The sequence below is a fragment of the Nocardia sp. NPDC019323 genome (assembly GCF_044389845.1).
In the GTDB taxonomy this organism is placed as follows: Bacteria; Actinomycetota; Actinomycetes; order Mycobacteriales; family Mycobacteriaceae; genus Nocardia; species Nocardia implantans.
Map to the genome: position 1 here is coordinate 411,995 of NZ_JBIRYN010000003.1, position 20,904 is coordinate 432,898.

Annotated in this window: 16 protein-coding genes and 1 pseudogene; 13 read left to right on the forward strand and 4 right to left on the reverse strand. The window is 69.8% G+C overall.

The annotated features are described in order from the left end of the window. Positions 1–254: 254 nt before the first annotated feature. Both ACH49X_RS14850 and ACH49X_RS14855 read left to right on the forward strand, forming a co-directional pair. Positions 255–2,441, forward strand: coding sequence for a hypothetical protein (locus ACH49X_RS14850; protein WP_357205144.1), 2,187 nt, complete (start codon positions 255–257; stop codon positions 2,439–2,441). Positions 2,442–2,522: 81 nt separating this feature from the next. Continuing rightward, positions 2,523–4,328, forward strand: coding sequence for a dynamin family protein (locus tag ACH49X_RS14855; RefSeq protein WP_357205146.1), 1,806 nt, complete (start codon positions 2,523–2,525; stop codon positions 4,326–4,328). Positions 4,329–4,341: 13 nt separating this feature from the next. Here the strand turns inward: ACH49X_RS14855 and ACH49X_RS14860 are convergent, their stop codons facing one another. Then, on the reverse strand, positions 4,342–6,324 hold the full coding sequence (locus tag ACH49X_RS14860) for a glycoside hydrolase family 15 protein (protein WP_195077585.1): 1,983 nt from the start codon (positions 6,322–6,324) through the stop codon (positions 4,342–4,344). A gap of 110 nt (positions 6,325–6,434) precedes the next feature. On the opposite strand from ACH49X_RS14860, the gene ACH49X_RS14865 reads away from it, so the two are divergent. Next, on the forward strand, positions 6,435–6,710 hold the full coding sequence (locus ACH49X_RS14865) for a hypothetical protein (RefSeq protein ID WP_195077586.1): 276 nt from the start codon (positions 6,435–6,437) through the stop codon (positions 6,708–6,710). A gap of 378 nt (positions 6,711–7,088) precedes the next feature. On the opposite strand, the pseudogene ACH49X_RS14870 reads toward ACH49X_RS14865, so the two are convergent. After that, a pseudogene (locus ACH49X_RS14870) lies at positions 7,089–7,215 on the reverse strand (Zn-dependent protease); the annotation flags it as partial. A 3-nt stretch (positions 7,216–7,218) separates the two neighbouring features. Between ACH49X_RS14870 and ACH49X_RS14875 the strand changes: the two are divergent. The 8 genes from ACH49X_RS14875 to ACH49X_RS14910 all read left to right on the forward strand — a co-directional run bounded on the left by ACH49X_RS14875 (position 7,219) and on the right by ACH49X_RS14910 (position 15,870). Beyond that, on the forward strand, positions 7,219–7,374 hold the full coding sequence (locus tag ACH49X_RS14875) for an Ms4533A family Cys-rich leader peptide (protein ID WP_353963123.1): 156 nt from the start codon (positions 7,219–7,221) through the stop codon (positions 7,372–7,374). Positions 7,375–7,582: 208 nt separating this feature from the next. Then, a complete protein-coding gene (locus ACH49X_RS14880) occupies positions 7,583–8,629 on the forward strand; it encodes a sulfate ABC transporter substrate-binding protein (RefSeq protein WP_195077587.1) in 1,047 nt (348 codons plus the stop codon). 129 nt (positions 8,630–8,758) lie between these two features. Then, the gene (gene cysT / locus ACH49X_RS14885) at positions 8,759–9,559 is read left to right on the forward strand and encodes a sulfate ABC transporter permease subunit CysT (RefSeq protein ID WP_195077922.1); all 801 of its coding nucleotides are present in this window, start codon (positions 8,759–8,761) and stop codon (positions 9,557–9,559) included. A 67-nt stretch (positions 9,560–9,626) separates the two neighbouring features. Beyond that, entirely contained in the window at positions 9,627–10,433 is an 807-nt protein-coding gene (cysW, locus tag ACH49X_RS14890; RefSeq protein ID WP_195077588.1) for a sulfate ABC transporter permease subunit CysW, read from the forward strand. Then, a complete protein-coding gene (locus ACH49X_RS14895; RefSeq protein WP_195077589.1) occupies positions 10,430–11,425 on the forward strand; it encodes a sulfate/molybdate ABC transporter ATP-binding protein in 996 nt (331 codons plus the stop codon). The genes cysW and ACH49X_RS14895 overlap by 4 nt, the downstream gene beginning before the upstream one ends. Positions 11,426–12,000: 575 nt before the next feature. Then, positions 12,001–13,107: an Hsp70 family protein gene (locus tag ACH49X_RS14900; protein WP_357205149.1), complete on the forward strand. Its 1,107-nt coding sequence runs from the start codon at positions 12,001–12,003 to the stop codon at positions 13,105–13,107. Between the two features lie 163 nt (positions 13,108–13,270). Beyond that, on the forward strand, positions 13,271–14,278 hold the full coding sequence (locus ACH49X_RS14905; protein WP_357104734.1) for a diiron oxygenase: 1,008 nt from the start codon (positions 13,271–13,273) through the stop codon (positions 14,276–14,278). 5 nt (positions 14,279–14,283) lie between these two features. Further along, the gene (locus ACH49X_RS14910; protein WP_357205152.1) at positions 14,284–15,870 is read left to right on the forward strand and encodes an FAD-dependent oxidoreductase; all 1,587 of its coding nucleotides are present in this window, start codon (positions 14,284–14,286) and stop codon (positions 15,868–15,870) included. Positions 15,871–15,924: 54 nt separating this feature from the next. Here the strand turns inward: ACH49X_RS14910 and ACH49X_RS14915 are convergent, their stop codons facing one another. After that, complete coding sequence (locus tag ACH49X_RS14915; RefSeq protein WP_357104588.1) at positions 15,925–16,686, reverse strand: glucose 1-dehydrogenase; 762 nt, start codon at positions 16,684–16,686, stop codon at positions 15,925–15,927. 505 nt (positions 16,687–17,191) lie between these two features. Between ACH49X_RS14915 and ACH49X_RS14920 the strand changes: the two genes are divergently transcribed. After that, positions 17,192–19,366, forward strand: coding sequence for an Hsp70 family protein (locus ACH49X_RS14920; RefSeq protein WP_357205155.1), 2,175 nt, complete (start codon positions 17,192–17,194; stop codon positions 19,364–19,366). 97 nt (positions 19,367–19,463) lie between these two features. After that, positions 19,464–20,258: an HAD family hydrolase gene (locus ACH49X_RS14925; RefSeq protein WP_357104594.1), complete on the forward strand. Its 795-nt coding sequence runs from the start codon at positions 19,464–19,466 to the stop codon at positions 20,256–20,258. A 226-nt stretch (positions 20,259–20,484) separates the two neighbouring features. Here the strand turns inward: ACH49X_RS14925 and ACH49X_RS14930 are convergent, their stop codons facing one another. After that, positions 20,485–20,889, reverse strand: coding sequence for a VOC family protein (locus ACH49X_RS14930; protein ID WP_357104597.1), 405 nt, complete (start codon positions 20,887–20,889; stop codon positions 20,485–20,487). Positions 20,890–20,904: the final 15 nt, after the last annotated feature.

Here is a 20,904-nt window from a genome sequence, read left to right on the forward strand (position 1 = left end):
CCGTGTGCTCGGCACGTGCTCGATCAGGCCAGGTGGCGGTGCCTATTCGAGACTGCGTGCGGTCCGGACAGCCGCCGGAAATAGGGCTTCCGATCCGGTAATCCGGATGGCAGGGTTGTGTTGCCCACCACAGTCGCGTTGTCTCCAGACCTGGAGAATGTGACAGGTTGGTATTCCCGAAATACTGTTGGGTGATCTTCACTTGCTCGGACCGGCGCGGTGAGGATGCTGGACGAACCGAGAGTGGAGCTTCTATGACGCGGGATCTGCCCTTCGACGACGACACCGAAGGCGCCGAGCGCGCGGGCGACACCGCCTACCGTGTGGCCACCGGCGTCGCGCGGGTCGCGCGGGCGGGCGCCTATGTCACCGGCGGGGCGCTGGTGGCCGCCAACGGCGGCGGCGTTCCCGCACAGCCCGGCGAATCCCGTCTCGACAGCTGGCACACCGGCTGGGCGCACAGCACCGATCCCGATCCGGACCAGCCGAGCCCGGTGATCACCTTCCCCGACCCGGTCGTCGAGCCGGCGCCGTTCTCCTCGCACGGCTCCAACGTTCCGGTGGCGCACGGCAATCCGGCTCCCAATCCGGTCGGCCCCGCGCCCGGGTTCGCCCTGCCGGGCGCGGGCTCCGCGCCATCGCTGCCCACGCTCGGCGGGGAGTACAGCGGAACCGACGCGGGCATGCCGTTGCCGACGCTGCCCGGCGAGTCCGGGGCGCATGGGATGCAACTGCCCGGACACTCCGGCGGCGGCGTCCCGGGGCTCGGCGGCATTCCCGGCGTGGACGAGGAGGCCGGCAGCGGACTGTCCATTCCGGGGACCGAGGGCCACGGATCCCACGGTTTCTCGCTGCCCGGCGTCCGGTCCGACGCCGTGAGTGAATCCGACGCACCCGGCGGGCACGGGTTCGGACTGCCCGGCCACGGGCTCGGCCAGGCCGGGCACGGCTTCGGCCTGCCCGGCGCGAACGGCTTTGTCGCGCCCGGCTCCACCGTCTTCGACCTGCCCGGCAGCGGCGGCGCGAGTGCGGCGCACGCGGCGGGCGATCCGTTCGACGGTGTCGGTCAGGGCGGCGATCTCGGGATGTTCGTCGGCACCCAGTGGTCGGTCGATTTCGGGCTCGGCCCGAACGGGATCTACTTCACCTCCGAGATGAAGGTGGACGTCGGGGTCGGGCACGTCGGCGACCAGCTCGACGAGTACACCGACTGGCTGGCCGACGGCATCCATGTGCCGGACGGCACCGACAGCGCGGCCGCGCAGCCGAACGCGTTGAGCAACGGCCCCTCCGGGCTGCTCGGCGGGCTCACGTCGTCGGGAGCGTCCGCCACGCAATCGTCGGCGGCGTCCGGCGTGGCGCAGTCCGCGCCTGCCGCGGGCGCGCCCGCGGCAACGAGCGTCGCGCAGCCGCTGGCCGCCTCGGCGCCGGTCGCTCCCGCGGCAGCGGTCGCGCCGGTCGCGCCGGTGGCCCCTGCCGCCGCGGTGCCCGCGCCCGCGCCTGCCGCGGTCGCGGCGGCGCCGGTGGTCGCGGCCACCCCGTTGCAGACCACGATCCAGCCCGACGCCGCCTCCACTCCGATCGCGAATGTGATCGCCGCGCCGGAGGGCCCGTCCGTGCTGACCGCTCCCGCCGCGACCGTCCCCGCGTTGTTCGACGCGATTCGGCCGACGCCCGCGGTGAAACCCGCCCCGGTCACCGACCCGCAGCCGTCGCACCCGACGCAGTCGCCCGCGTCGAGCGTCACCGCGCCCACCACGATCGTCAAGACCACGCCGACGCCGACCGTTCCCGGCGACGTCACCACCCCGTCCGTGCCGAAGACGCCGGATCAGGACGTCACGAAGCTCCCCGGCGCCACCACGGTGCCGCACGGCGGCGTCACCACCGCGCCGGACGTGCCCACCACCAAGGTCCCGACGGTCACCCAGACCCCGGCGCCCACGCACGCGCCGACCACCCCGGACGACGACGTGACCACGCCGGGTGGCGTCACCGGACGGCCGAGCACCGGTGGCACGTCGAACAGCACGCATCCCACCAACGACGTACCGACCCACGAATTGCCCACCGGTGACGTGCCGACGGTGAGCAGGCCGTCGCAGCCGACATACGACGCGCCGGACCCCACCTACAGCGCCCCCGCGCAGGCGCCCACCATCGAGCCGCACGCCCCGTCCGCGCCGACGTACACCGCCCCCGTGCCCACCCAGGCGCCGATCAAGCCGCAGGTGATCGACCCCAAGCCGCACGGCATCTCGGCGCCGCTGGCGCTCGACCACCCCGCCGATTCCGCTTACCCGGTCGCCGACTACACCTACGACCACTCCACACTGGCGTTGTCCTCCGGGGGCAGCCTCTCGGGCGCCCTGTTACCGGAGTCGGGCATAGTGGATACGCACCACTATGCGTCCGATGTCTCGGACATCTCCCTGCTCTAGCAGGGCCGCGGAGGTTCCGACGACCGCGGAGTGGCCGCAGGGGGTACCGGAACGAAAGTCACCGAGAAGTAAGGAGGAGGGTTGTCTGCCGCTGCCGGGCTGAAGGCCGCGACCGTGAAACACCCGGACGCGATGGCCCCGCTCATTCGGATCCTCGACGAGCTGCGGGAGACGGCCCGATCCGCCGGACGCGACGACCTGGGCAGCAGGCTGGGCATGGTCCGTGCCAGGGTGAGCGATCCCCGGGTGCGGCTCGTGGTCGTCGGTCCTCCGAAGAATGGCATGAGCACGCTGGTCAACAGCCTGGTCGGCGCCTCGGTCAGCGCGACGAACAGCGATCTGAGCGTCCCGGTGATCGTCGAGTACGGGCCGGAGCCGACCGCGACGCTGGTGCGGCAGACCGAGTACGGCCGTACCGAACGTCAGTCGGTCGACCCGCTGGATCCCGGCCCGGCGCTGGCTGCCCAGGGTGTGGTCCGCGCCGAGTTCACCCAGCCGAGCCCGCTGCTCGCCGACGGTGTCGTGGTCATGGACGCGCCCGGTGCGCTGGGCGACAATCGCACCACCTGGTCGATGATCGCGGCGGCCGACGCCGTGCTCTACGTCGGCGACGCGGGCGCCGAGCTGACCGTGGAGCAGATCGCCGAGTTGCAGCGCATCCAGCAGATCTGCCCGACCGTGATCTGCGTGCTGAACAAGATCGACCTGTTTCCGCACTGGTCGCGCACTCAGCAGCGCAACCGGGAACTGCTCGACTCGGCGGGCCTCGGCTTCGCGGTGGCCCCGGTCTCCGCGGAACTGCACCGGCAGGCCGGATCGACCGGCGACTACCAGCGCGACATCGAATCCGGCGTGCCGCAGCTGATCGACCATCTGCGCGACTACGTGGTGGCTCGCGCGGACGCGGTGGCGCTGGAAGCCGCGGTCGGTGACATCCGCCTGGTCTGCGATCACCTCGCGCTGACCCTGCGCACCGAGGTCGAGGCGCTGCGCGACCCCCGCCGCCGCGCCGAGATCACCGACCAGCTCGCCCGCGCGCGCGACGAAGCCGACCAGCTGCGCCAGCGCACCGCGAACTGGCAGGTCACGCTGGTCGACGGCGCGACGGAGCTGATGGCCGACATCGAGCACGACCTGCGCCACCGGCTGCGCAGCCTGATCCGCGACGCCGAGGCCGAGATCGCCCAGACCGATCCCGCGCGCCGCTGGAAGGAATTCGGCGCCGATCTGGACGCGCGCATCTGCGAGGCGGTCGAGGAGAACTTCGCCGTGGCGCACTACCGCTCGATGGAGCTGTGCGAGCAGGTGGCCGCCAAGTTCCCGGCCGACAACCGCACGCCGCCCCTGCCGGACCTGCGCTTGGCCGACCCCGGTGAGGTGCTCGAAGCGGTGCAGCCGCTGGAGCCGCTGGAAAGCGCGCAGGCCGGGGTGACCCAGCAGTTCCTGACCGGTCTGCGCGGTTCCTACGGCGGCATCCTGATGGTCGGTCTGGCCACGAGCCTGCTCGGCATGTCGCTGGTGAACTGGTATTCGGCGGGTGCGGGCGTGCTGCTGGGCGTGAACGCGCTGTGGGACGACCGCAAGAACCGCAAGCTGCGCCGCAGGGCCGAGGCCAAGGTGGCGGTGGCCCGCCTGATGGACGACGTGATCTTCCAGGTCGGCAAGGAGTCGCGCAACCGCTTGCGCGCCGTGCAGCGGGTGCTGCGCGACCACTTCACCGACATCGCGACCGAGGTCTCGCGCGCCGCGGACGAGGCGCTGCGCTCGGCCGAGGAGAACTACGGGAAATACGGCGACCGCAGGCCGGAGCGGATCGCCGACCTCGAGGCGCAGCTCGGCAAAGTGCGCGTGCTGCGCGAGGAGGCCGACGGCCTCGTTCCCGCGTAGGCGGGTCCCCCGGTCAGACCGGATGACCCTGCGGCGTGTGCGCGGGCTGGAAGCGGCCCGCGTGCTGGGAATTCTCGGCACGGATCACGTGGGTCACGGCGTTGATCAGCGCCAGATGGGTGAACGCCTGGGGGAAGTTGCCGAGGTGGCGTCCACTGCGCGGATCGATCTCCTCGGCGTACAACCGCAGCGGGCTGGCGAAGCCGAGCAGGCGCTCGCACAAATGCCGCGCCCGCTGGATCTCCCCGATCTCCACCAGCGCGGAGACCAGCCAGAACGAGCAGATGGTGAAGGCGCCCTCGGTACCGCTCAAGCCGTCGTCGGTGGTCTCGGTCCGGTAGCGCAGCACCAAGCCGTTCTCGGTGAGCCGGTCGGCGATGGCCAGCACCGTGGCGCGCACCCGGTCGTCCTCGGGCGGCAGGAAGCGGGTGAGCACCACCAGCAGCAGTGAGGCGTCCAGCGTGTCGCCGCCGTAGACCTGCGTGAACACGCCTTCGGAGGTGACGCCGTTGGCCAGGACGTCGGCCTTGATCTCCTCCGCGATCGCGTACCACTCTTCTGCGTGCTCGTACTGACCGTGCAGTTCGGCGAGTTTCGCGCCGCGGTCCAGCGCCACCCAGCACATCACCTTGGATGAGGTGAAGTGCTGCGGCTCGCCGCGCACCTCCCAGATGCCGCGGTCGGGCTCCTTCCAGTGCTCGATGGCGGCGCGCACCTGGCGGACCAGCAGCGGCCACAGCGTCTCCGGCACCTGCTGGCGCGACTTCACGTGCAGGTACACCGCGTCGAGCATGGTGCCCCAGATGTCGTGCTGGTCCTGGTTGTAGGCGTTGTTGCCGATGCGCACCGGACGGGACTGGTCGTAGCCGCCGAAGTGATCGAGGATGATCTCGTCGAGCTGCCGCTCGCCCCCGATGCCGTAGAGCACTTGCAGGGGAACGGGCTCGCCGTCCTCACCGGTCGTCGCGTCGTTGAGGAAGGCGAAGAAGTCGTCGGCCTCCCGGTCCAGGCCGAGTGTGTACAGACCCCACAGCGCGAAGCTGGCGTCTCGCACCCAGGTGTAGCGGTAATCCCAATTGCGTTCTCCGCCAGGACTTTCCGGGAGAGAGGTGGTGGCGGCGGCCATCAGCGCGCCGGTCGGCGCGTAGGTGAGGCCCTTGAGGGTGAGCGCGCTGCGCTGCAGATAGTTGCGCCACGGGTGATCGGGGAACTTGCCGAGCGTGATCCACTGGCGCCAGCATTCGGTGGTCTGCCACATCTTCTCGGCGGCCTCGTCGAAGGTGCGCGGCGCGGGCAGTTCCGACCAGGTGAGCGCGACGAAGACCTCGTCGCCCTCCTTCATCCTGGTACGGGCGCGCGCCTCGCGGCCCTCGAGCCCCAGACGCAGATCGGTGGTGAGCACCAGGGTGGGCCCGGCGCTGGGATCGTCGCCGCGCACCGCGGTCGCCTCCTCGTACACCTTGCCGGTGTACTCCCAGCGGGCGCTGGCCCGGTGGTAGTCGAACGCGGGCTCGCAGCTCACCTCCAGCTCCACGGTGCCGTTCACGCATTTCACCGTGCGCAGCAGCAAGTGCTCGGCATCCCAGTCCATCGGGGTGCGCCGGTGGGTCTTGCTGCGCTGATCGTTGTTGTGCCAGCGGCCGAGCACCAGCGCGTCGCGCACGACCAGCCAGCCGGTGCCGGTCTGCCAGGTGGTCTCCAGGATCATCCCGCCGGGCAGGTAGCGGCGGGCGGCGGGCACGTTGACGCCGTACGGCCCGACCCGGAAGTGCCCCGCGCTGCGGTCGAGCAGCGCCCCGAAGATGCTCGGCGAATCCGGTCGCGGCACGCACATCCATTCCACCGCGCCGTTGCTGGCGACCAGGCAGCTGGTCTCGCAGTCGGACAGGAACGCGTAGTCATCGATCGGCGGGTAGGCGCCGCGGCGATGTGTTTCGGCCAGGTTGGTCGGCAGGCCGTCGGAGTCGTTGAGGGTGAGGTCATCGGTGGACGCCATACCCCATCTTCGGGCCGATGGGCGTCCGTCGTCCACCGCCCGCTTCCCCGGTCGGCCGATGTGACCGACGGTCTCGTGGAGCCGGCCGGCGTACCGACTAGGCTGGAGCCGTGCATCGCATCGCAGGGTGGTGGGACGGCTTCGAGCTGTGGGTGGCGGGACTCCCGTTCATCCCGCAGTTCCTCGTCGTGCTCGTGGGCATGGTCCCGATCAGTTTCGCCATCGCCTACGGGCTCGATCGCGTGCTGCGTGCGGTGCTGCGCATCCTGGATCGCCGCTACGGCGCCCGTCCCGCGCCGGTGCGGCCCGCTCCGGCAGGCGCGCCGGTGCTGGAACCCGAGCCGATCGCCGAGGTGCGCACCCCCGTGCAGAGCGGGGCGCGCTGATGCCTCGTTCCCGGGTGCAGCTCGCCCTCATCGCCCTGCTCGTGCTGATCGTCGTCGCCTGGTTGCTCACCCGCTGACGGTCGGTTGCCGCCGCCGCGCCAGTCGCCGGACCGCTTGCCGAGTTCGGCGACGGAGTCATCGACCTCGTGGGCGGCGGTTTCGCCGCCGCGCCGACATCCCGGCCCAGCGTGCGCACGGTGCGGATGAACGGGTCCTCGGACTGGTCGACGTTCGTGCGGTAGGTGCATTTCGTCGGTGATCCGGGTGGCGCGATCCTGGTCACGCGCGGGTAGTCGCCCACGAGCGCGCGGTCGTAGTCGCCGCTCTGGATCCGGCGGCGCAGTGCGGCCGCGCGCAGCAACGGAGAACGGAGTGTGTGCAGCACCACGTCGAACCCCGCCAGTGACCGCGAGGTAACCAGAGCGGTGCGGCCGGCGGGGTGCTCCCACGTGCGCGTGCTGATGCCGGGAAAGGCCGTTCGGACGCGATCCGGACTGCTGGTCATCGGATGAAACCGCCCTCTTCCTGGGCTCTTCGATTCGAACTCCGCCTTGTGCTCTGCTACAGTCTGCCCGTGTCTTCGAGCGCAGTCCCGCAGGTCCGCCATGAATTGGCGTTGATTGCTGTCGGTGACCTCGCGGTCGCGGACGTCTACTGTCGCTGATCGGCGACCGGGCACGTCCGCGTCTCGTTTGTCCGCAGACTGGCGCGCTTCTCGCAGATGTGCTTTTCGCTTCCCCGACGGCCCGTTGTGGCCGCTAGTCGCGCCGCTGCCGTATCAGTCGATCGGCGGGTCTGCTGCTTCGAAAAGATGGTCGCCGCCACCGATGTGTTACCGGAGAAATGGCGGTCCGCAAGAAAGGTCCACCCCGATGGCTCGCAAATCCTGGCTTTCGCCGCGCCGACGCTACAGCGCCGTTGCCCTAGCCGCCCTAGCGGCGGTCGCGCTGACCGCGTGCGGCGGCGGAGCCAGCGACACGGTCGGGGGAAACGCTTCCGACGGCAGCGGCGGCACCCTGAACCTCTACGCCTACGCCGTACCGAAGCCCGGTTTCGACAAGGTGATCCCCGAGTTCAACAAGACCGAGCAGGGCAAGGGCGTCCAGATCCAGCAGTCCTACGGCGCCTCCGGTGACCAGTCCCGCAAGGTGAAGGACGGCGCCGAGGCCGACGTCGTGAACTTCTCGGTCGAGCCGGACATCACCCGCCTGGTCGACGCCGGGCTGGTCGACGCGAGCTGGAACGCCGACGCCACCAAGGGCGTGCCGTTCGGTTCGGTGGTCGCGATCGTCGTGCGCAAGGGCAATCCCAAGGGCATCAAGGACTGGGACGACCTGCTGAAGCCGGGCGTCGAGGTGGTCACCCCGAATCCGTTCAGCTCCGGTTCGGCCAAGTGGAACCTGCTCGCGCCGTACGCGGCCAAGAGCGACGGCGGCAAGAACCCGCAGGCGGGCCTGGACTACCTGAGCAAGCTGGTGTCCAAGGAGCACGTGAAGGTGCAGCCGAAGTCCGGCCGCGAGGCGACCGAGACCTTCCTGCAGGGCACCGGCGACGTTCTGCTGAGCTACGAGAACGAGGCGATCTTCTCCGAGCGCAACGGCGATCCGATCGAGCACTTCGTCCCGCCGGTCACGTTCAAGATCGAGAACCCGGTCGCGGTGCTGAAGAACAGCAAGAACGCGCAGAAGGCCGTCGCCTTCCGCGACTTCCTGTTCACCGCGGAGGGGCAGAAGGCATGGGCCGCCGCCGGTTTCCGCCCGGTCGATCCGAAGGTCGCCGCCGATCACGCCACGGACTTCCCGACTCCGCAGAAGCTGTGGACCATCGCCGACCTCGGCGGCTGGAAGACCGTGGACAAGGAACTGTTCACCCCGAACACCGGCTCGGTAGCGGTGATCTATGACCAAGCGACCAAGTGACCGGGTGACCCCCGTTACACGGGATACTGGACGACTGTGACTACGAGCAGTAACGCCGGGACCGCGCAGGCGGCGGCTCCCGGCGTCTCCGAACCCGCGCGCAAGGAACGCCGCAGGAACTGGTCGTGGCTGCGCGTGACCGGCTCGGTGGGTCCGCTCGGCATCGCCACCGCGGTGCTGTGGCTGAGCATCATCGTGCTGCTGCCGCTGGCGGCGCTCACCGTCACCAGCTTCGAGGACGGATGGTCCGGTTTCTGGGACGCCGTCACCGCGCCCGCCGCGCTGGACTCGCTGCGCATCACCGTGCTGGTCTCGGTGGTGGTCGCGGTGGTCAACGTGGTGATGGGCACGCTGATCGCCTGGGTGCTGGTCCGCGACCGGTTTCCCGGCAAAGGCGTGGTCAACGCGCTGATCGACCTGCCGTTCGCGCTGCCGACCATCGTCGCCAGCATCGTGCTGCTGTCGCTGTACGGTCCGCAGAGCCCGATCGACGTGCACCTCAACGCCACCCAGCCGGGCCTGGTGGTGGCGCTGGCGTTCGTCACGCTGCCGTTCGTGGTGCGTTCGGTGCAGCCGGTGCTGATCGAGGCCGACCGCGAGGTGGAGCAGGCCGCGCTCTCGCTGGGCGCGAACAACTGGACCACTTTCCGCAGGATCGTGCTGCCCGCCCTGACACCCGCGATCATCAGCGGCGGCGGTCTGGCCTTCGCCCGCGCGATCGGCGAATACGGTTCGGTGGTGCTGATCGGGGGCGCGATCCCGCGCAAGACCGAGATGGCCTCCCAGTACATTCAGAAGCAGATCGAGATCGATCGGCCGGTGAACGCGGCGGCCGTTTCGGTCGCGCTGCTGGCCATCTCGTTCGCGACGCTGCTGGCGCTGCGGTTGCTCGCCGAACGCAGCGCGCGCAAGGAGCAGGCGACCCGATGAGAAACAATCGCGCAGCGCTCCCCGGGTCGCCGGGGCGCGGGCTTTCCCCCGGGACGGAGCAGGGCAGATGAAACTGCATCCGCTGACCCGCATCTCGTTGCGGACAGTGGCGCTGGGCTACTTGTTCGTGCTGCTGGTCCTGCCGCTGATCATCATCCTGTGGCGCACGTTCGAGCGGGGGATCGGTGCGTTCGTCGACTCGATCACCACGCCCGCGGCGATCTCGGCGTTCCAGCTGTCCATCCTGATCGTCGCGATCACCGTCCCGGTGAACGTGATCTTCGGCATCGTGACGGCGCTCGCGCTGGTGCGCGGAAAGTTCCCCGGACGCAACCTGGTTCAGGGCATCGTCGACCTGCCGTTCGCGGTCTCGCCCGTGGTGGTCGGCGTCTCGCTGATCCTGCTCTGGGGCGCGGGCGGCTGGTTCGGCGGCCTGGAAGACCTGGGCTTCAAGGTCATCTTCAACCTACCCGGCATGGTGATCGCCACCATTTTCGTCACGCTGCCGTTCGTGGTGCGCGAGGTCGAGCCGGTGCTGCACGAGATCGGCGACGACCAGGAACAGGCCGCGGCCACCCTGGGCGCGTCCAAGTGGCAGACCTTCTGGCGGATCACGCTTCCCGCGATCCGGTGGGGCCTGACCTACGGTGTGGTGCTCACCGTGGCTCGCGCGCTCGGCGAGTTCGGCGCGGTGATCATGGTGTCCTCCGCGCTGCCGGGCAAGTCGCAGACGCTGACGTTGCTCGTGCACGGCCGGTACATCAACGACCACAACACCTTCGGCGCGTATTCCGCCGCGACCTTGCTGATGGGCATCGCCCTCGTCACCCTTCTGCTGATGACCCTCCTCGAACGTAAGCGGGGCGCAAAGTGATCACCGTGACCAACGCGAACAAGAACTACGGCACGTTCGCGGCCCTCGACGACGTCAGCCTGGAGATTCCCTCCGGCGAACTCACCGCGTTGCTCGGCCCGTCGGGTTCGGGCAAGTCGACGCTGCTGCGCTCGATCGCCGGACTCGAGTCGCTCGACTCCGGCGTGGTCACCATCGCGGGCCGCGATGTCACCCGCGTGCCGCCGCAGAAGCGCGACATCGGGTTCGTCTTCCAGCATTACGCGGCCTTCAAGCACATGACCGTGCGCGACAATGTGGCGTTCGGCCTGAAGATCCGCAAGCGCCCGAAGAACGAGATCAACAAGCGCGTCGACGAATTGCTCGGCATCGTCGGCTTGGACGGCTTCCAGCACCGCTACCCGGCCCAGCTGTCGGGTGGTCAGCGCCAGCGCATGGCGCTGGCCCGCGCCTTGGCCGTCGATCCGCAGGTGTTGCTGCTGGACGAGCCGTTCGGCGCGCTGGACGCCAAGGTCCGCGCCGATCTGCGGACCTGGCTGCGCAGGCTGCACGAAGAGGTTCACGTGACCACCGTGCTGGTCACCCACGACCAGGAGGAGGCGCTCGACGTCGCCGACCGGATCGCGGTGATGAACTCCGGCCGCATCGAGCAGATCGGCACTCCGGAGGACGTGTACGACCGGCCTGCCAACGAATTCGTCATGTCGTTCCTCGGCGCGGTGGCCCGGCTCAACGGGCATCTGGTGCGGCCGCACGACATTCGCGTCGGCCGTGACCCCAGCATGGCGCTCGCCGAGCACGAGGGCACCGCCGACTCCGCGGGCGTCACCAGGGCGACGGTCGAGCGCGTGGTGCATCTCGGCTTCGAGGTCCGCGTGGAACTGCGCAACGCCGCGACCGGCGACCTGTTCGCCGCGCAGGTCACCCGCGGCGACGCCGAAGCGCTGCGGCTGTCGGACGGCGAGACGGTCTACGTGCGCGCCACTCGGATCCCGGAACTGCCCGCGCAGTAGGAGTTTCGGGAGCTGATCGACCCGGCCGGCGAAGGAGTGTGGCGCTGAAAGATTGCTGCACTCCCTGACGTTGCCGTGGCCGCTGCCATCCCGCCGCGCTCTGGAAGGGTTCCGGCGGGTGTGCGCTGATGCGCCCGTCATCACGGCGCCAGGACGGACTCGGGAGGCGGTGTGGATGTCCACGGTCGTCTCCTGTCCGCAGACCCACCCGCTCGGCTAATCAGCGGCATCGCGCCGGGCGGAGCTGTCAAGGGGAGTCTCCCCATGTGGAGCGCTAACGCTGGGCGCAATGCGGGCCGGCGGCCGGAATCCGGCAAACTTCCACCGGGCACGATCGATCCCCGCGTGTCGCAAGGAAATCCGACTGGACGGCATGTGTAACGCTGGTCGGCCAGGTGAGGGCGTCGAAGATCGCGGGAACGGGTGCGGCGCGGCACAGGCGGCTTGCGGACAATCGGTTGTCCGGGCTTGGCACGAAGATCGCGGAGTGGTTGCCTAAACGGCGTTCGAAGCAAATCGGCACGGCGATCGGGTGGATTGCGATGGCGGTTGGTCTCGGGTTGAGCATCGGTACGGTGAACACGGTTTCGGTTCTCGCGGAGGAAGGTTCGGCCAAGGCTCCGCCGGGGCGACGCAAAACGCAGCGGGCGCAGACGATCACGCGCCGCACCACGCTGACCTTCGACAGCACCGGCGTGGCCAGGGTCGGCATGATTCCACGGCACGGCCGCGCGGTCACCGAATTCGCCGACCTCACGCAGCGTTCCAGTACGTGGGCGCGGGTGGGCAACCGCGCGCTCGCGCCGGCGGATCTCGTCGCCACGGTGGCGAAGTGCATGATCGACGAGGTGCGGCAGGACCGTCCCGGCGGGGGAAGCGGTCTCGGCATCGCGGTCACGTATCCGGCTCGCTACGCCGACGAGCAGGTGGACGCGTTGCGTGCCGCGCTGGACGGCGCCGACCTCACGCAGGCCGCGCTGGTGGCCGAGCCCGTGGCAGCGGCGGCCTGGCTGGAGGCCGACCGCGGTCCGCTCACGCCCGGCCTCGCCCTCGTCTACGACCTCGGCGGCGCCGGGCTCGACGTCACGTTGGTCCGGGTGGGGGCGGGTTGTCCGCGCAATCCGATCGTCGGCGTCTCGCTGCGTTCCACCGAATTCGGTGGACGCGCGTTCGGCGCGCTGATCGCCGAGCACGCCGGGCCGGGGCTGTCCGCGTCCTCGGTCGCCGAGTCGGTGGCCGACACGATCGCGGGCGAACTGCGCGTGCGGCATGTCCGGGAGTCGCTCGAACTCGTCTACCGCTGCTTGCGGGTGGCCGACGTCACCATGGCCGATGTCGACCGCGTCCTGGTGGTCGGCGGTGCGGCGCGACCGGCGGAGGTGGCCGAGGTCCTGGCCGCGGAGCTGGCCAGGCCGGTGATCGTCGCCGCCGATCCCGAGCGGACCACCGCGGACGGCGCCGCGATCCTGGGACGCAGAGCGGCAGCCGCGGCGGAGGCGACGGCCGAACTGCGCCGGGTCAGGCGTCGCCGCGTCCGTCGTCGTGCGGCTACGCGGGCGCTGATGCTGTCGCGCCGGACCAGGCGCAGGCTGGGCCGGGTGGTCGTCGTCACCAGTATGTCGGCGGTCTTCGGTTTCGGGACCTCGATCCTGGCGGTCGGTGACGGGGTGCTGGTGAGTTAGCCCCGGCACGGCCTGCGATATGAACAGGGGCCGTCCGGCGGTGCGCGTGATGAGGGCGCGCATCGCCGGACGGCCCTAGCAATTGCTGGGTTGACGTGACTCTCCGTTGGTGTAACTATGGGATACAGTTAAACGGTTCCATCGAGGAGAGGCAGTGACGACGATGTCCGCAGCCGTGACACCAGCCGTCGATCCCGATCTGGAGAAGGCACAGGAGTACGCCGCGAAGCTGCTGCTGCTCTCCGAGGGATCGGTCAACAAGCACTTCGATCCCTTCGAGGACATCGACTGGGACAATCCCGACTTCGCCGCCGACGCCGGTGAGGAGCGCTGGATCCTGCCCGTGTCCGCCGACACCGTGGCCCGCCACCCCTGGTATCAGGCGCTGTCGACCGAGCAGAAGATCGCGGTCGGCAAATACCGGCAGGCGAACATCGCCAAGGTCGGGCTGCAATTCGAGTCGATCCTGATCAGCGGCATGGTCATCCACAACTTCGGCCTGCCCAACGGTTCGCCGGAGTTCCGGTACTGCTCCCACGAGATGATCGAGGAGCACAACCACACCCTGATGTTCCAGGAGATGGTCAACCGGATCGGGCTGGACGTGCCGGGCATGGGCCCGCTGGTCAGCAAGTTCAAGTACCTGGGCGCGCCCGTGGCGGCCTGGTTCCCGAACCTGTTCTTCATGGCCGTGCTGGCCGGTGAGGAGCCGATCGACCACATCCAGAAGCAGATCCTGCGCTCGGGTGAAGAGGTGCACCCGATCATGCGCGGCGTGATGGCCATCCACGTCGCCGAAGAGGCGCGGCACATCTCCTTCGCGCACGAGTTCCTGAAGAACCATGTGCCGGAGGCGAAGCCCGCGCAGAAGTTCATCCTCTCGCTGGCCATGCCGATCGTGATGTGGATCCTCGGCCGCGCGATCGTCACCCCGCCGCGCTCGTTCTTCGCCGAGTTCGACATTCCGGAGAAGGTCCGCAAGGAGCTGTTCTACGGCTCGAAGGAGGCCAAGCAGGTCTTCAGCGACTACTTCTGCGACGTGCGCGCGCTGGCCAAGGACATCGGGCTGATGAACCCGGTCGCGAAGGCGGTGTGGAAGGCGCTCGGCATCGACGGTCCGAGCACCCGGTACCGGTCCGAACCGCTGCGCGCCGCGAACAAGGTCGCCTGAGTCGCATGCCGTACGTCGTCACCCAATCCTGTTGCAGCGACGCGTCCTGCGTCTACGCCTGCCCGGTCAACTGCATCCATCCCACGCCCGACGAACCGGACTTCCGGACCGCCGAGATGTTGTACGTCGACCCACAGGCGTGCGTGGACTGCGGCGCCTGCGCCACCGCGTGCCCGGTCGACGCCATCGTGTCAGCGAAGAAGCTGACCGCTGAGCAGAAGCCGTTCATCGAGATCAACGCCGATTTCTACCGGCAGGCGCGGCCGCGACCCCTGCTGGCGCGACCGGTGCTCGCGGCGCGGATCCACACCGAGCGCTCGCCGCTGCGGGTGGCGATCGTCGGATCGGGTCCGTCGGCGATGTACGCCGCCGACGAACTGCTGACCCAGCCGGAGGTGTCGGTGACGGTGTTCGACCGGCTGCCGGTGCCCTACGGGCTGGCCAGGCACGGCGTCGCGCCGGACCACGACAAGACCCGCAAGGTCGGCGAGCTGTTCGACGTCATCTCGGCGCAGCCGGGATTCGGCACGTACTTGAACGTCGAGGTGGGCGCGCACGTTTCGCACGCCGAGCTGCTCGACCACTTCCACGCCGTGATCTACGCGGTCGGAGCGTCGTCGGATCGCAAGCTCGGCATCCCGGGTGAGGGCTTGGCGGGCAACGTGTCGGCCACCGACTTCGTCGCCTGGTACAACGGCCATCCCGACTACGCCGACCACACCTTCGATCTGTCCGGTAGGCGTGCGGTGATCGTCGGCAACGGCAATGTCGCGCTCGACGTCGCGCGCGTGCTCACCAGCGACCCCGCGACGCTCACCGGCACCGACATCGCGCCGTACGCGTTGCGGGCGCTGCGCGAGAGCAAGGTGGAGGAGGTGGTCGTGCTCGGCCGGCGCGGTCCGCTCGAATCCGCCTTCACCGTGCCGGAATTCGTCGGCCTGCTCGGGTGCGACGTGGACATCGTGATCGAGGGCGAGCTGCCCGAACTCGGTGCGGAACTGCCGTTCCATGTCGAACAGAAGCTGCGGCTGCTGCACAGCGCGCGCACCCGGCCGGTGGGGGAGCGCAAACGCATCGTGTTCCGCTATCTGGCCGCGCCCACCGAGATCCTCGGCACCGACCGGGTGACCGGACTGGAAATCGATCGCACCGAGCTGGTCACCGATCCGGACGGCCGCGTTCGCGCCGTCGCCACCGGGCAGACCGATCGGCTCGACGCGGGCCTGGTGCTCACCTCGGTCGGCTACCGCGGCGTCGCGGTGCCGGGTCTGCCGTTCGACGAGCAGGCCGCGGTGATCCCGAACGAGGACGGCCGGGTGCTCGAGCGCCCCGGCGGCGCTGTGGTCACCGGCACCTACGTGACCGGCTGGATCAAGCGCGGCCCCACCGGCTTCATCGGGACCAACAAGTCCTGTGCGCAGGAGACGGTGCGGCAGCTGGCCGCGGACTTCAACGCGGGCCTGCTACCCGAACCAACCGGCAGCGCAGCGGAATTCGATCGCCTGGTGCGGCTGCGCCAGCCCGCGGTCCATGCCGGGGGAGCGGTGCAAGCCCGTCCAGGCAGGGTTCGCCGCTTGCTGGCACGCGCGTGACCGACCCGCCTCGGGATACCACGCCGGTATCCCGAGGCGGTCCCATGTCCGGGGTCAGCGTGCGGTGAAGCCGCCGTCGACGGCCAGCGCGGCGCCGGTGACGAAACTCGCTTCCTTGCTGAGCAGATAGGCGCAGAAGGAAGCGATCTCCTCCGGTGCGGCGATGCGGCCCAGCGGGTGCAGCGCCGCGATGGCGGCCACTCCTTCGGGCGTCGCGCCCATCGAGTTGCGGAACGCCGGGGTGTCGACTGCGCCCGACACCAGTGCGTTGACCCGCACCCCCTGGTCGGCGGCTTCCAGCGCCACCGCCCGGGTCAAGCCGACCACTCCGTGCTTGGCGGCCACGTACGGCGCGACCGAACCCATCCCGACCACACCGAGATTCGACGCGTTGTTCAGGATCGCGCCGCCGCCGGAGGCCGCCAGCGCGGGAACCTGGTGCCGTAGACCGTAGAACACGCTGGTGAGGTTGAGTTCCAGATCGGCGCGCCAGCCCGCCTCGTCGATCTGCTCGACCGGGCCGAAGGCGTGCACCGCGCCCGCGTTGTTGAACGCGGCGTCCAGACGGCCGAACTCGGACAGCGCGGCGTCGGTCAGCCGGGCCACATCCTGCTCCACCGTGACATCGGTCGGCACGAACAGCGCGCGGCCGCCCGCCGCGCGGATGTCGGCGGCCACCTGCTCACCCGCGTCTTTCCCGCGCGCGCCGAGCACTACGGCGGCGCCTTCGCTCGCGACCCGCAGCGCGACCGCCTTGCCCACGCCCGAGGTCGCGCCGGTGACCAAGACGACCTGCTCCGCGAACCGTGTTGCCATCGTTCGATTTCCTCTCCGCTCTCGCGATCGCGCCTCCGTGGTGCGACCCGCTGTCGAGTCAAGCCGGAGGGGAACGACGATGCTGGCGAGAATCGGACGTCTAGTTGATGTGTCAATTGAATGTCGCGCGGTGCTGCTGGGCCCAGATGGCCAGGTGCGGCAAGGGTCTGGTTACCTACCGGTAGGTGCCTGTCGCGCGGTGTGATCTCGCGGGCGCAAACCGGCGGCCGGTCGGATTTCCGCCTGGAATCCGAGATCGCTGTGTGATTGCGGAAATGCTGGTTCTGCAGTCGGATTCGCGATGTCGAGTGGTATGGACGTGTCAACTGACTCGTATCTACCTGGCATTTCGGACGATTATTGCCGTCGGTCCAACAATCCATATCAATTGCGCATCCACGCGAACGCGAAACAGCTAACCTGTGGTGGCTGTTTGGAAGACGACCGCGGCCACAGGGGAACGCCATGTGATGGACGTGGTCACGGTGCGTTGACGGGATAGCGAATGACTACAGGTCTGGGTTTCAGCATCGGTGCGGTGAATTCCGTGACGGCTTCGGTCAGCGCGGATCGACCACGACCGTCCGTGCGGTCTCGCCGCACCGCGGTGACCTTCGACAGCGCGGGTGGGCTGCGGCTGGGCGGGATCGCCCGATTCGACATGGCGGTCACGGATTTCGCCGATTTGAGCAAGGATCCGGAAGCGGTGATCGTCGGCGGTCGCATCTGGTCGCCGGCCAATCTCGTCGCCGCAGTGGTCAAGGAGCTCAGGGCGGCCGAGCCGGGCGCGTCCGAGGCGGGGGTCGTGACCACCTATCCGGCGGTGTATTCCGACAAACAGGTGGCTTTGCTGCGCCAAGCGCTCGACCTATCCGGGGCGGGGGACGTGCTGCTGGTGCCGGAGCCCGTCGCGGCGGCGGAGTGGCTCGAGCACGAGCACGGCCCGCTGGAGACCGATTTCGTCCTGATCTACGACCTCGGCGGCACCAGCCTCGACGTGAGCATCGTGCGCGTCGGGCCGGACTGGGACAACCATCCGATGATCGGAAAGCCCGTGCGCTCGCACGATTTCGGTGGCCGTCCGCTGGGGTCGATGATCGCCAGGTACGCCCCGGACGTGTCGTCCGCAGGACTGCCGATGACGTCGATCGTCGACATCGACGGGCTGCGCGCCGCGCATGTGCAGGACTCCCTTCACCTGGTCCGCGACTGCGTGCGGGAGGCGGGCATCACCCTGTCCGATATCGGCCGGGTGCTGCTGGTGGGTGGCGCGTCCCGGCCTGCGGAGGTGGCGCGCACGCTGGCCGAACTCGGTCGCCCCGTGCTGATCTCGGCCGATCCGGGCCAGACGATCGCCGCGGGCGCGGCCCTGATGGCGGCGCGCACCATGGCGCTCGGCGCGTCGCACCGCCACTCCGCCGTGCCGCGGGTAGCGGTGTTCTCCAGTGCGGCGGTGGTCTCCGCGGTGGCCATGTCGGCGGTGACGGTCTTCGGCAGCCCCACTGTGCCCGAACTGGCGCCGATGCTCGAGCGTCTTCCGGAACTGGGCGCGCCGGCCGATAACCTGCTGGTCGACGTCGGCAGCGAACAGCTCGCCGAGGCCTGGTCGCGAATATCGGCGCCCGCGACGTGGGCCTCCGGCCGGGCGCTGCCCGCGCTTCTATCCCAACCGACCTCCGCGTATACCCGATTCATCACGCCGGCTCCGCGCAGCGCCGGTTATGGTCCATCGGTGGCCGAGTCCCGGATCGGCACCCACCGCGACCCGCGAAACTGCTGCGCCCCGGGGGGATTGCGCTACCGGGGTTATGGCGATCCCGCCTACTTCGTGAATCCGCTGCCGTTCGGGCCGGTCGTTCTTCCCGCCCCCGGAGAGGTGGCGCAGCCGCCCGTTCCCGGGCAGCCTCCGAATCCTGGTCCCGGGCCGGGTCTGCCCCAGCCGCCCGCGCCGGGACAGATACTCGCTCCCGGCTCGGGCGCGCCGCCGGTGGGGACGCCGGAGGCGGCCGTCCCCGCACCGCAGAACGGTTCGAAGCCCGCGGAGCCGGGTGGGACCGCGCCGGGCGGTCCGTCGACCGGAACGTCCAGCTCGCCGGGCGGCGGCGCGGCGTCGGGCGAGCACAATGCTTCGAGTTCGTCCGGCGCGGCGAACACCGGGGGCTCGTCGTCCGGAGACGGCGAAGGAACGTCCACCGGCGGAACGTCTTCCGAGGGCAGCGCATCGAGCGGTGGTTCGGCGAACGATTCCAGCGCGCACGGACCGTCCGGTGGATCGCCGGGCGGATCGGCCGGTGGATCGCCGGGCGGACCGGCCGGTGGATCGCCGGGGGGCGCGCCCGGGAACTCCACCACGCACGGGTCGTCCTCGGGCGAGTCGGTGGGTAACTCGTCGTCGGAGAGTGGTTCCTCCGCGCACGGTTCGTCTTCGGCTGGGGCGGCGGGCGATTCGCCGTCCCATGGTTCGTCGCCGGGTGCGTCGGCAGGCACTTCGGCGACCGGCGGCTCGGCATCCAATGGGCGTCCGGGCGCGTCGTCGGCGGGCGGCCACGCGGGCGGGAACTCTTCGGGCGCTTCGTCCAGCGGCTCACCGGGCCGGTCCGGTTCGGTCGGCGGGGCGTCGGCGAGCGGGTCGTCCAGGGGCGGCGCGGGAGGCGCCGGAGGCGGAGGCCGCGGTCGATAGCGCCTGCGCTGCGGGCGGTGAATTGTCCGGCGCGGGTGTGCATCCGGCCGCGATGGAATCGACGGCGGACGCGGCGGCCCGGATGCACAATGGATGCATGGCATCCGGGGGTCCCCAGCTGATCGCGCTGGATGTGGACGGCACGCTGCTGGATACGGGAACACCGATCAGTGCGCGAGTGGTCGCGGCGGTGCGCGCGGCCGTGGCCGCGGGGGCGCATGTCGTGGTGACCACGGGCCGCACGCTGCTGACCACACGCCCCGTGCTCACCGAACTCGGTCTGCGCGGGGGACATGCCCTGTGCTCGAACGGCGCCGTGCACATCGACGTCGCCAGGGGCGAACCGGTGGCGATCCAGTCGTTCGACCCCGCGCCCGCGATCACCGCCTTACGCGCGCTGTTCCCGGCGATGATCTTCGCCGTGGAGAAGGTCGGCATCGGCACCTGGGCCACCGGCGCGAGTCCGGGCGAATACTCGCTCGGCGAATACCTGCTCGTCGATCACCACGCGTTGAGCAGCGAACCGACCCCGCGACTGAACGGCTGGCTGCCGGACGGCTCGCTGGAGGAGATGCTGCTCGCGCTGCGCTCCTTGCACGTGCCGGGGGCGAGCTGGGTGCACGGCGAGTTCGGGCCGTGGCTCACCGTCGCCCGTCGAGGCGTGTCGAAGGGCTGGGCGCTGGAACAGCTCCGCGTCGCCCTCGGTATCCCGGACGAAGCGACGCTGGCCATCGGCGACGGCTACAACGATCGGGAAATGCTGCGCTGGGCAGCGCATTCGGTCGCGATGGCGAACGCGCCGACGGACGTGCGCGAACTCGCGGACGAAGTCACCGGCCACGTCTTGGACGACGGCGTCGCCACCGTCCTGGAACGCTGGTTTCGTCCCTGATATCTCTACCGCGCGATGCAGTAGCCGCCGCACGTTTCCGCCAGGGAAGTGGCCCGCTGCCGATTCGGCGATGCCAGGGACCGGCCCGGGGCGGTCGCGGTGGGCGGCAACGAGGACGGCACGGACGGATACCGCCCCTGGTACGCGCGGGCCATCGGGGCTCCGGCCGTAGCGCGCGGCGGGCTGTGCGGCCGGAGGGTCGGGCCGTGTTGTGCGGCCCTGCCGATCAGGCGGGTCCGGTCTCGGCGAGCACCTCGAGGTAGTGCGGGTTGGACATGATGCCGAGAACGTTGCCGAACGGGTCGACCACGGCGGCGGTGACGAATCCGTCCCCGCGCGGGGTGATGGGCTCGTAGACGGTCGCGCCGAGTTCCAGCAACCGGTCGAACGCGGCCCGTACGTCGTCGACATGCCAGTTGACGATCGCGCCGCCGGGGGCGTTGCGCGCTCCCGCGGGGGCGTAGGCGCGGTTCACGATGCCGAATTCGTGCTGATAGTCGCCGATGCGGAACTCGTAGTAACCGTTCGGCACGTGGTAGTAGGGCTCGACGCCGAAGAACCGAGCGTACCAGTCCTTGGCGGCCTCGAGGTCGTCGGCGTAGAACGTGCTCGTCGCCATTCCGCGCAGCATGGTGGTTCTCCTTCG

What these genes read in the sequence shown, in the direction of transcription:
- ACH49X_RS14880 (WP_195077587.1), top strand. Translation starts at nt 7,583, where the DNA reads ATGGCTCGCAAATCCTGGCTTTCGCCGCGCCGACGCTACAGCGCCGTT.
- ACH49X_RS14920 (WP_357205155.1), top strand. Translation starts at nt 17,192, where the DNA reads ATGACTACAGGTCTGGGTTTCAGCATCGGTGCGGTGAATTCCGTGACG.
- ACH49X_RS14910 (WP_357205152.1), top strand. Translation starts at nt 14,284, where the DNA reads ATGCCGTACGTCGTCACCCAATCCTGTTGCAGCGACGCGTCCTGCGTC.
- ACH49X_RS14905 (WP_357104734.1), top strand. Translation starts at nt 13,271, where the DNA reads ATGTCCGCAGCCGTGACACCAGCCGTCGATCCCGATCTGGAGAAGGCA.
- ACH49X_RS14875 (WP_353963123.1), top strand. Translation starts at nt 7,219, where the DNA reads ATGAAACCGCCCTCTTCCTGGGCTCTTCGATTCGAACTCCGCCTTGTG.
- ACH49X_RS14925 (WP_357104594.1), top strand. Translation starts at nt 19,464, where the DNA reads ATGGCATCCGGGGGTCCCCAGCTGATCGCGCTGGATGTGGACGGCACG.
- ACH49X_RS14860 (WP_195077585.1), bottom strand. Translation starts at nt 6,324, where the DNA reads ATGGCGTCCACCGATGACCTCACCCTCAACGACTCCGACGGCCTGCCG.
- ACH49X_RS14930 (WP_357104597.1), bottom strand. Translation starts at nt 20,889, where the DNA reads ATGCTGCGCGGAATGGCGACGAGCACGTTCTACGCCGACGACCTCGAG.
- ACH49X_RS14915 (WP_357104588.1), bottom strand. Translation starts at nt 16,686, where the DNA reads ATGGCAACACGGTTCGCGGAGCAGGTCGTCTTGGTCACCGGCGCGACC.
- ACH49X_RS14850 (WP_357205144.1), top strand. Translation starts at nt 255, where the DNA reads ATGACGCGGGATCTGCCCTTCGACGACGACACCGAAGGCGCCGAGCGC.
- cysW (WP_195077588.1), top strand. Translation starts at nt 9,627, where the DNA reads ATGAAACTGCATCCGCTGACCCGCATCTCGTTGCGGACAGTGGCGCTG.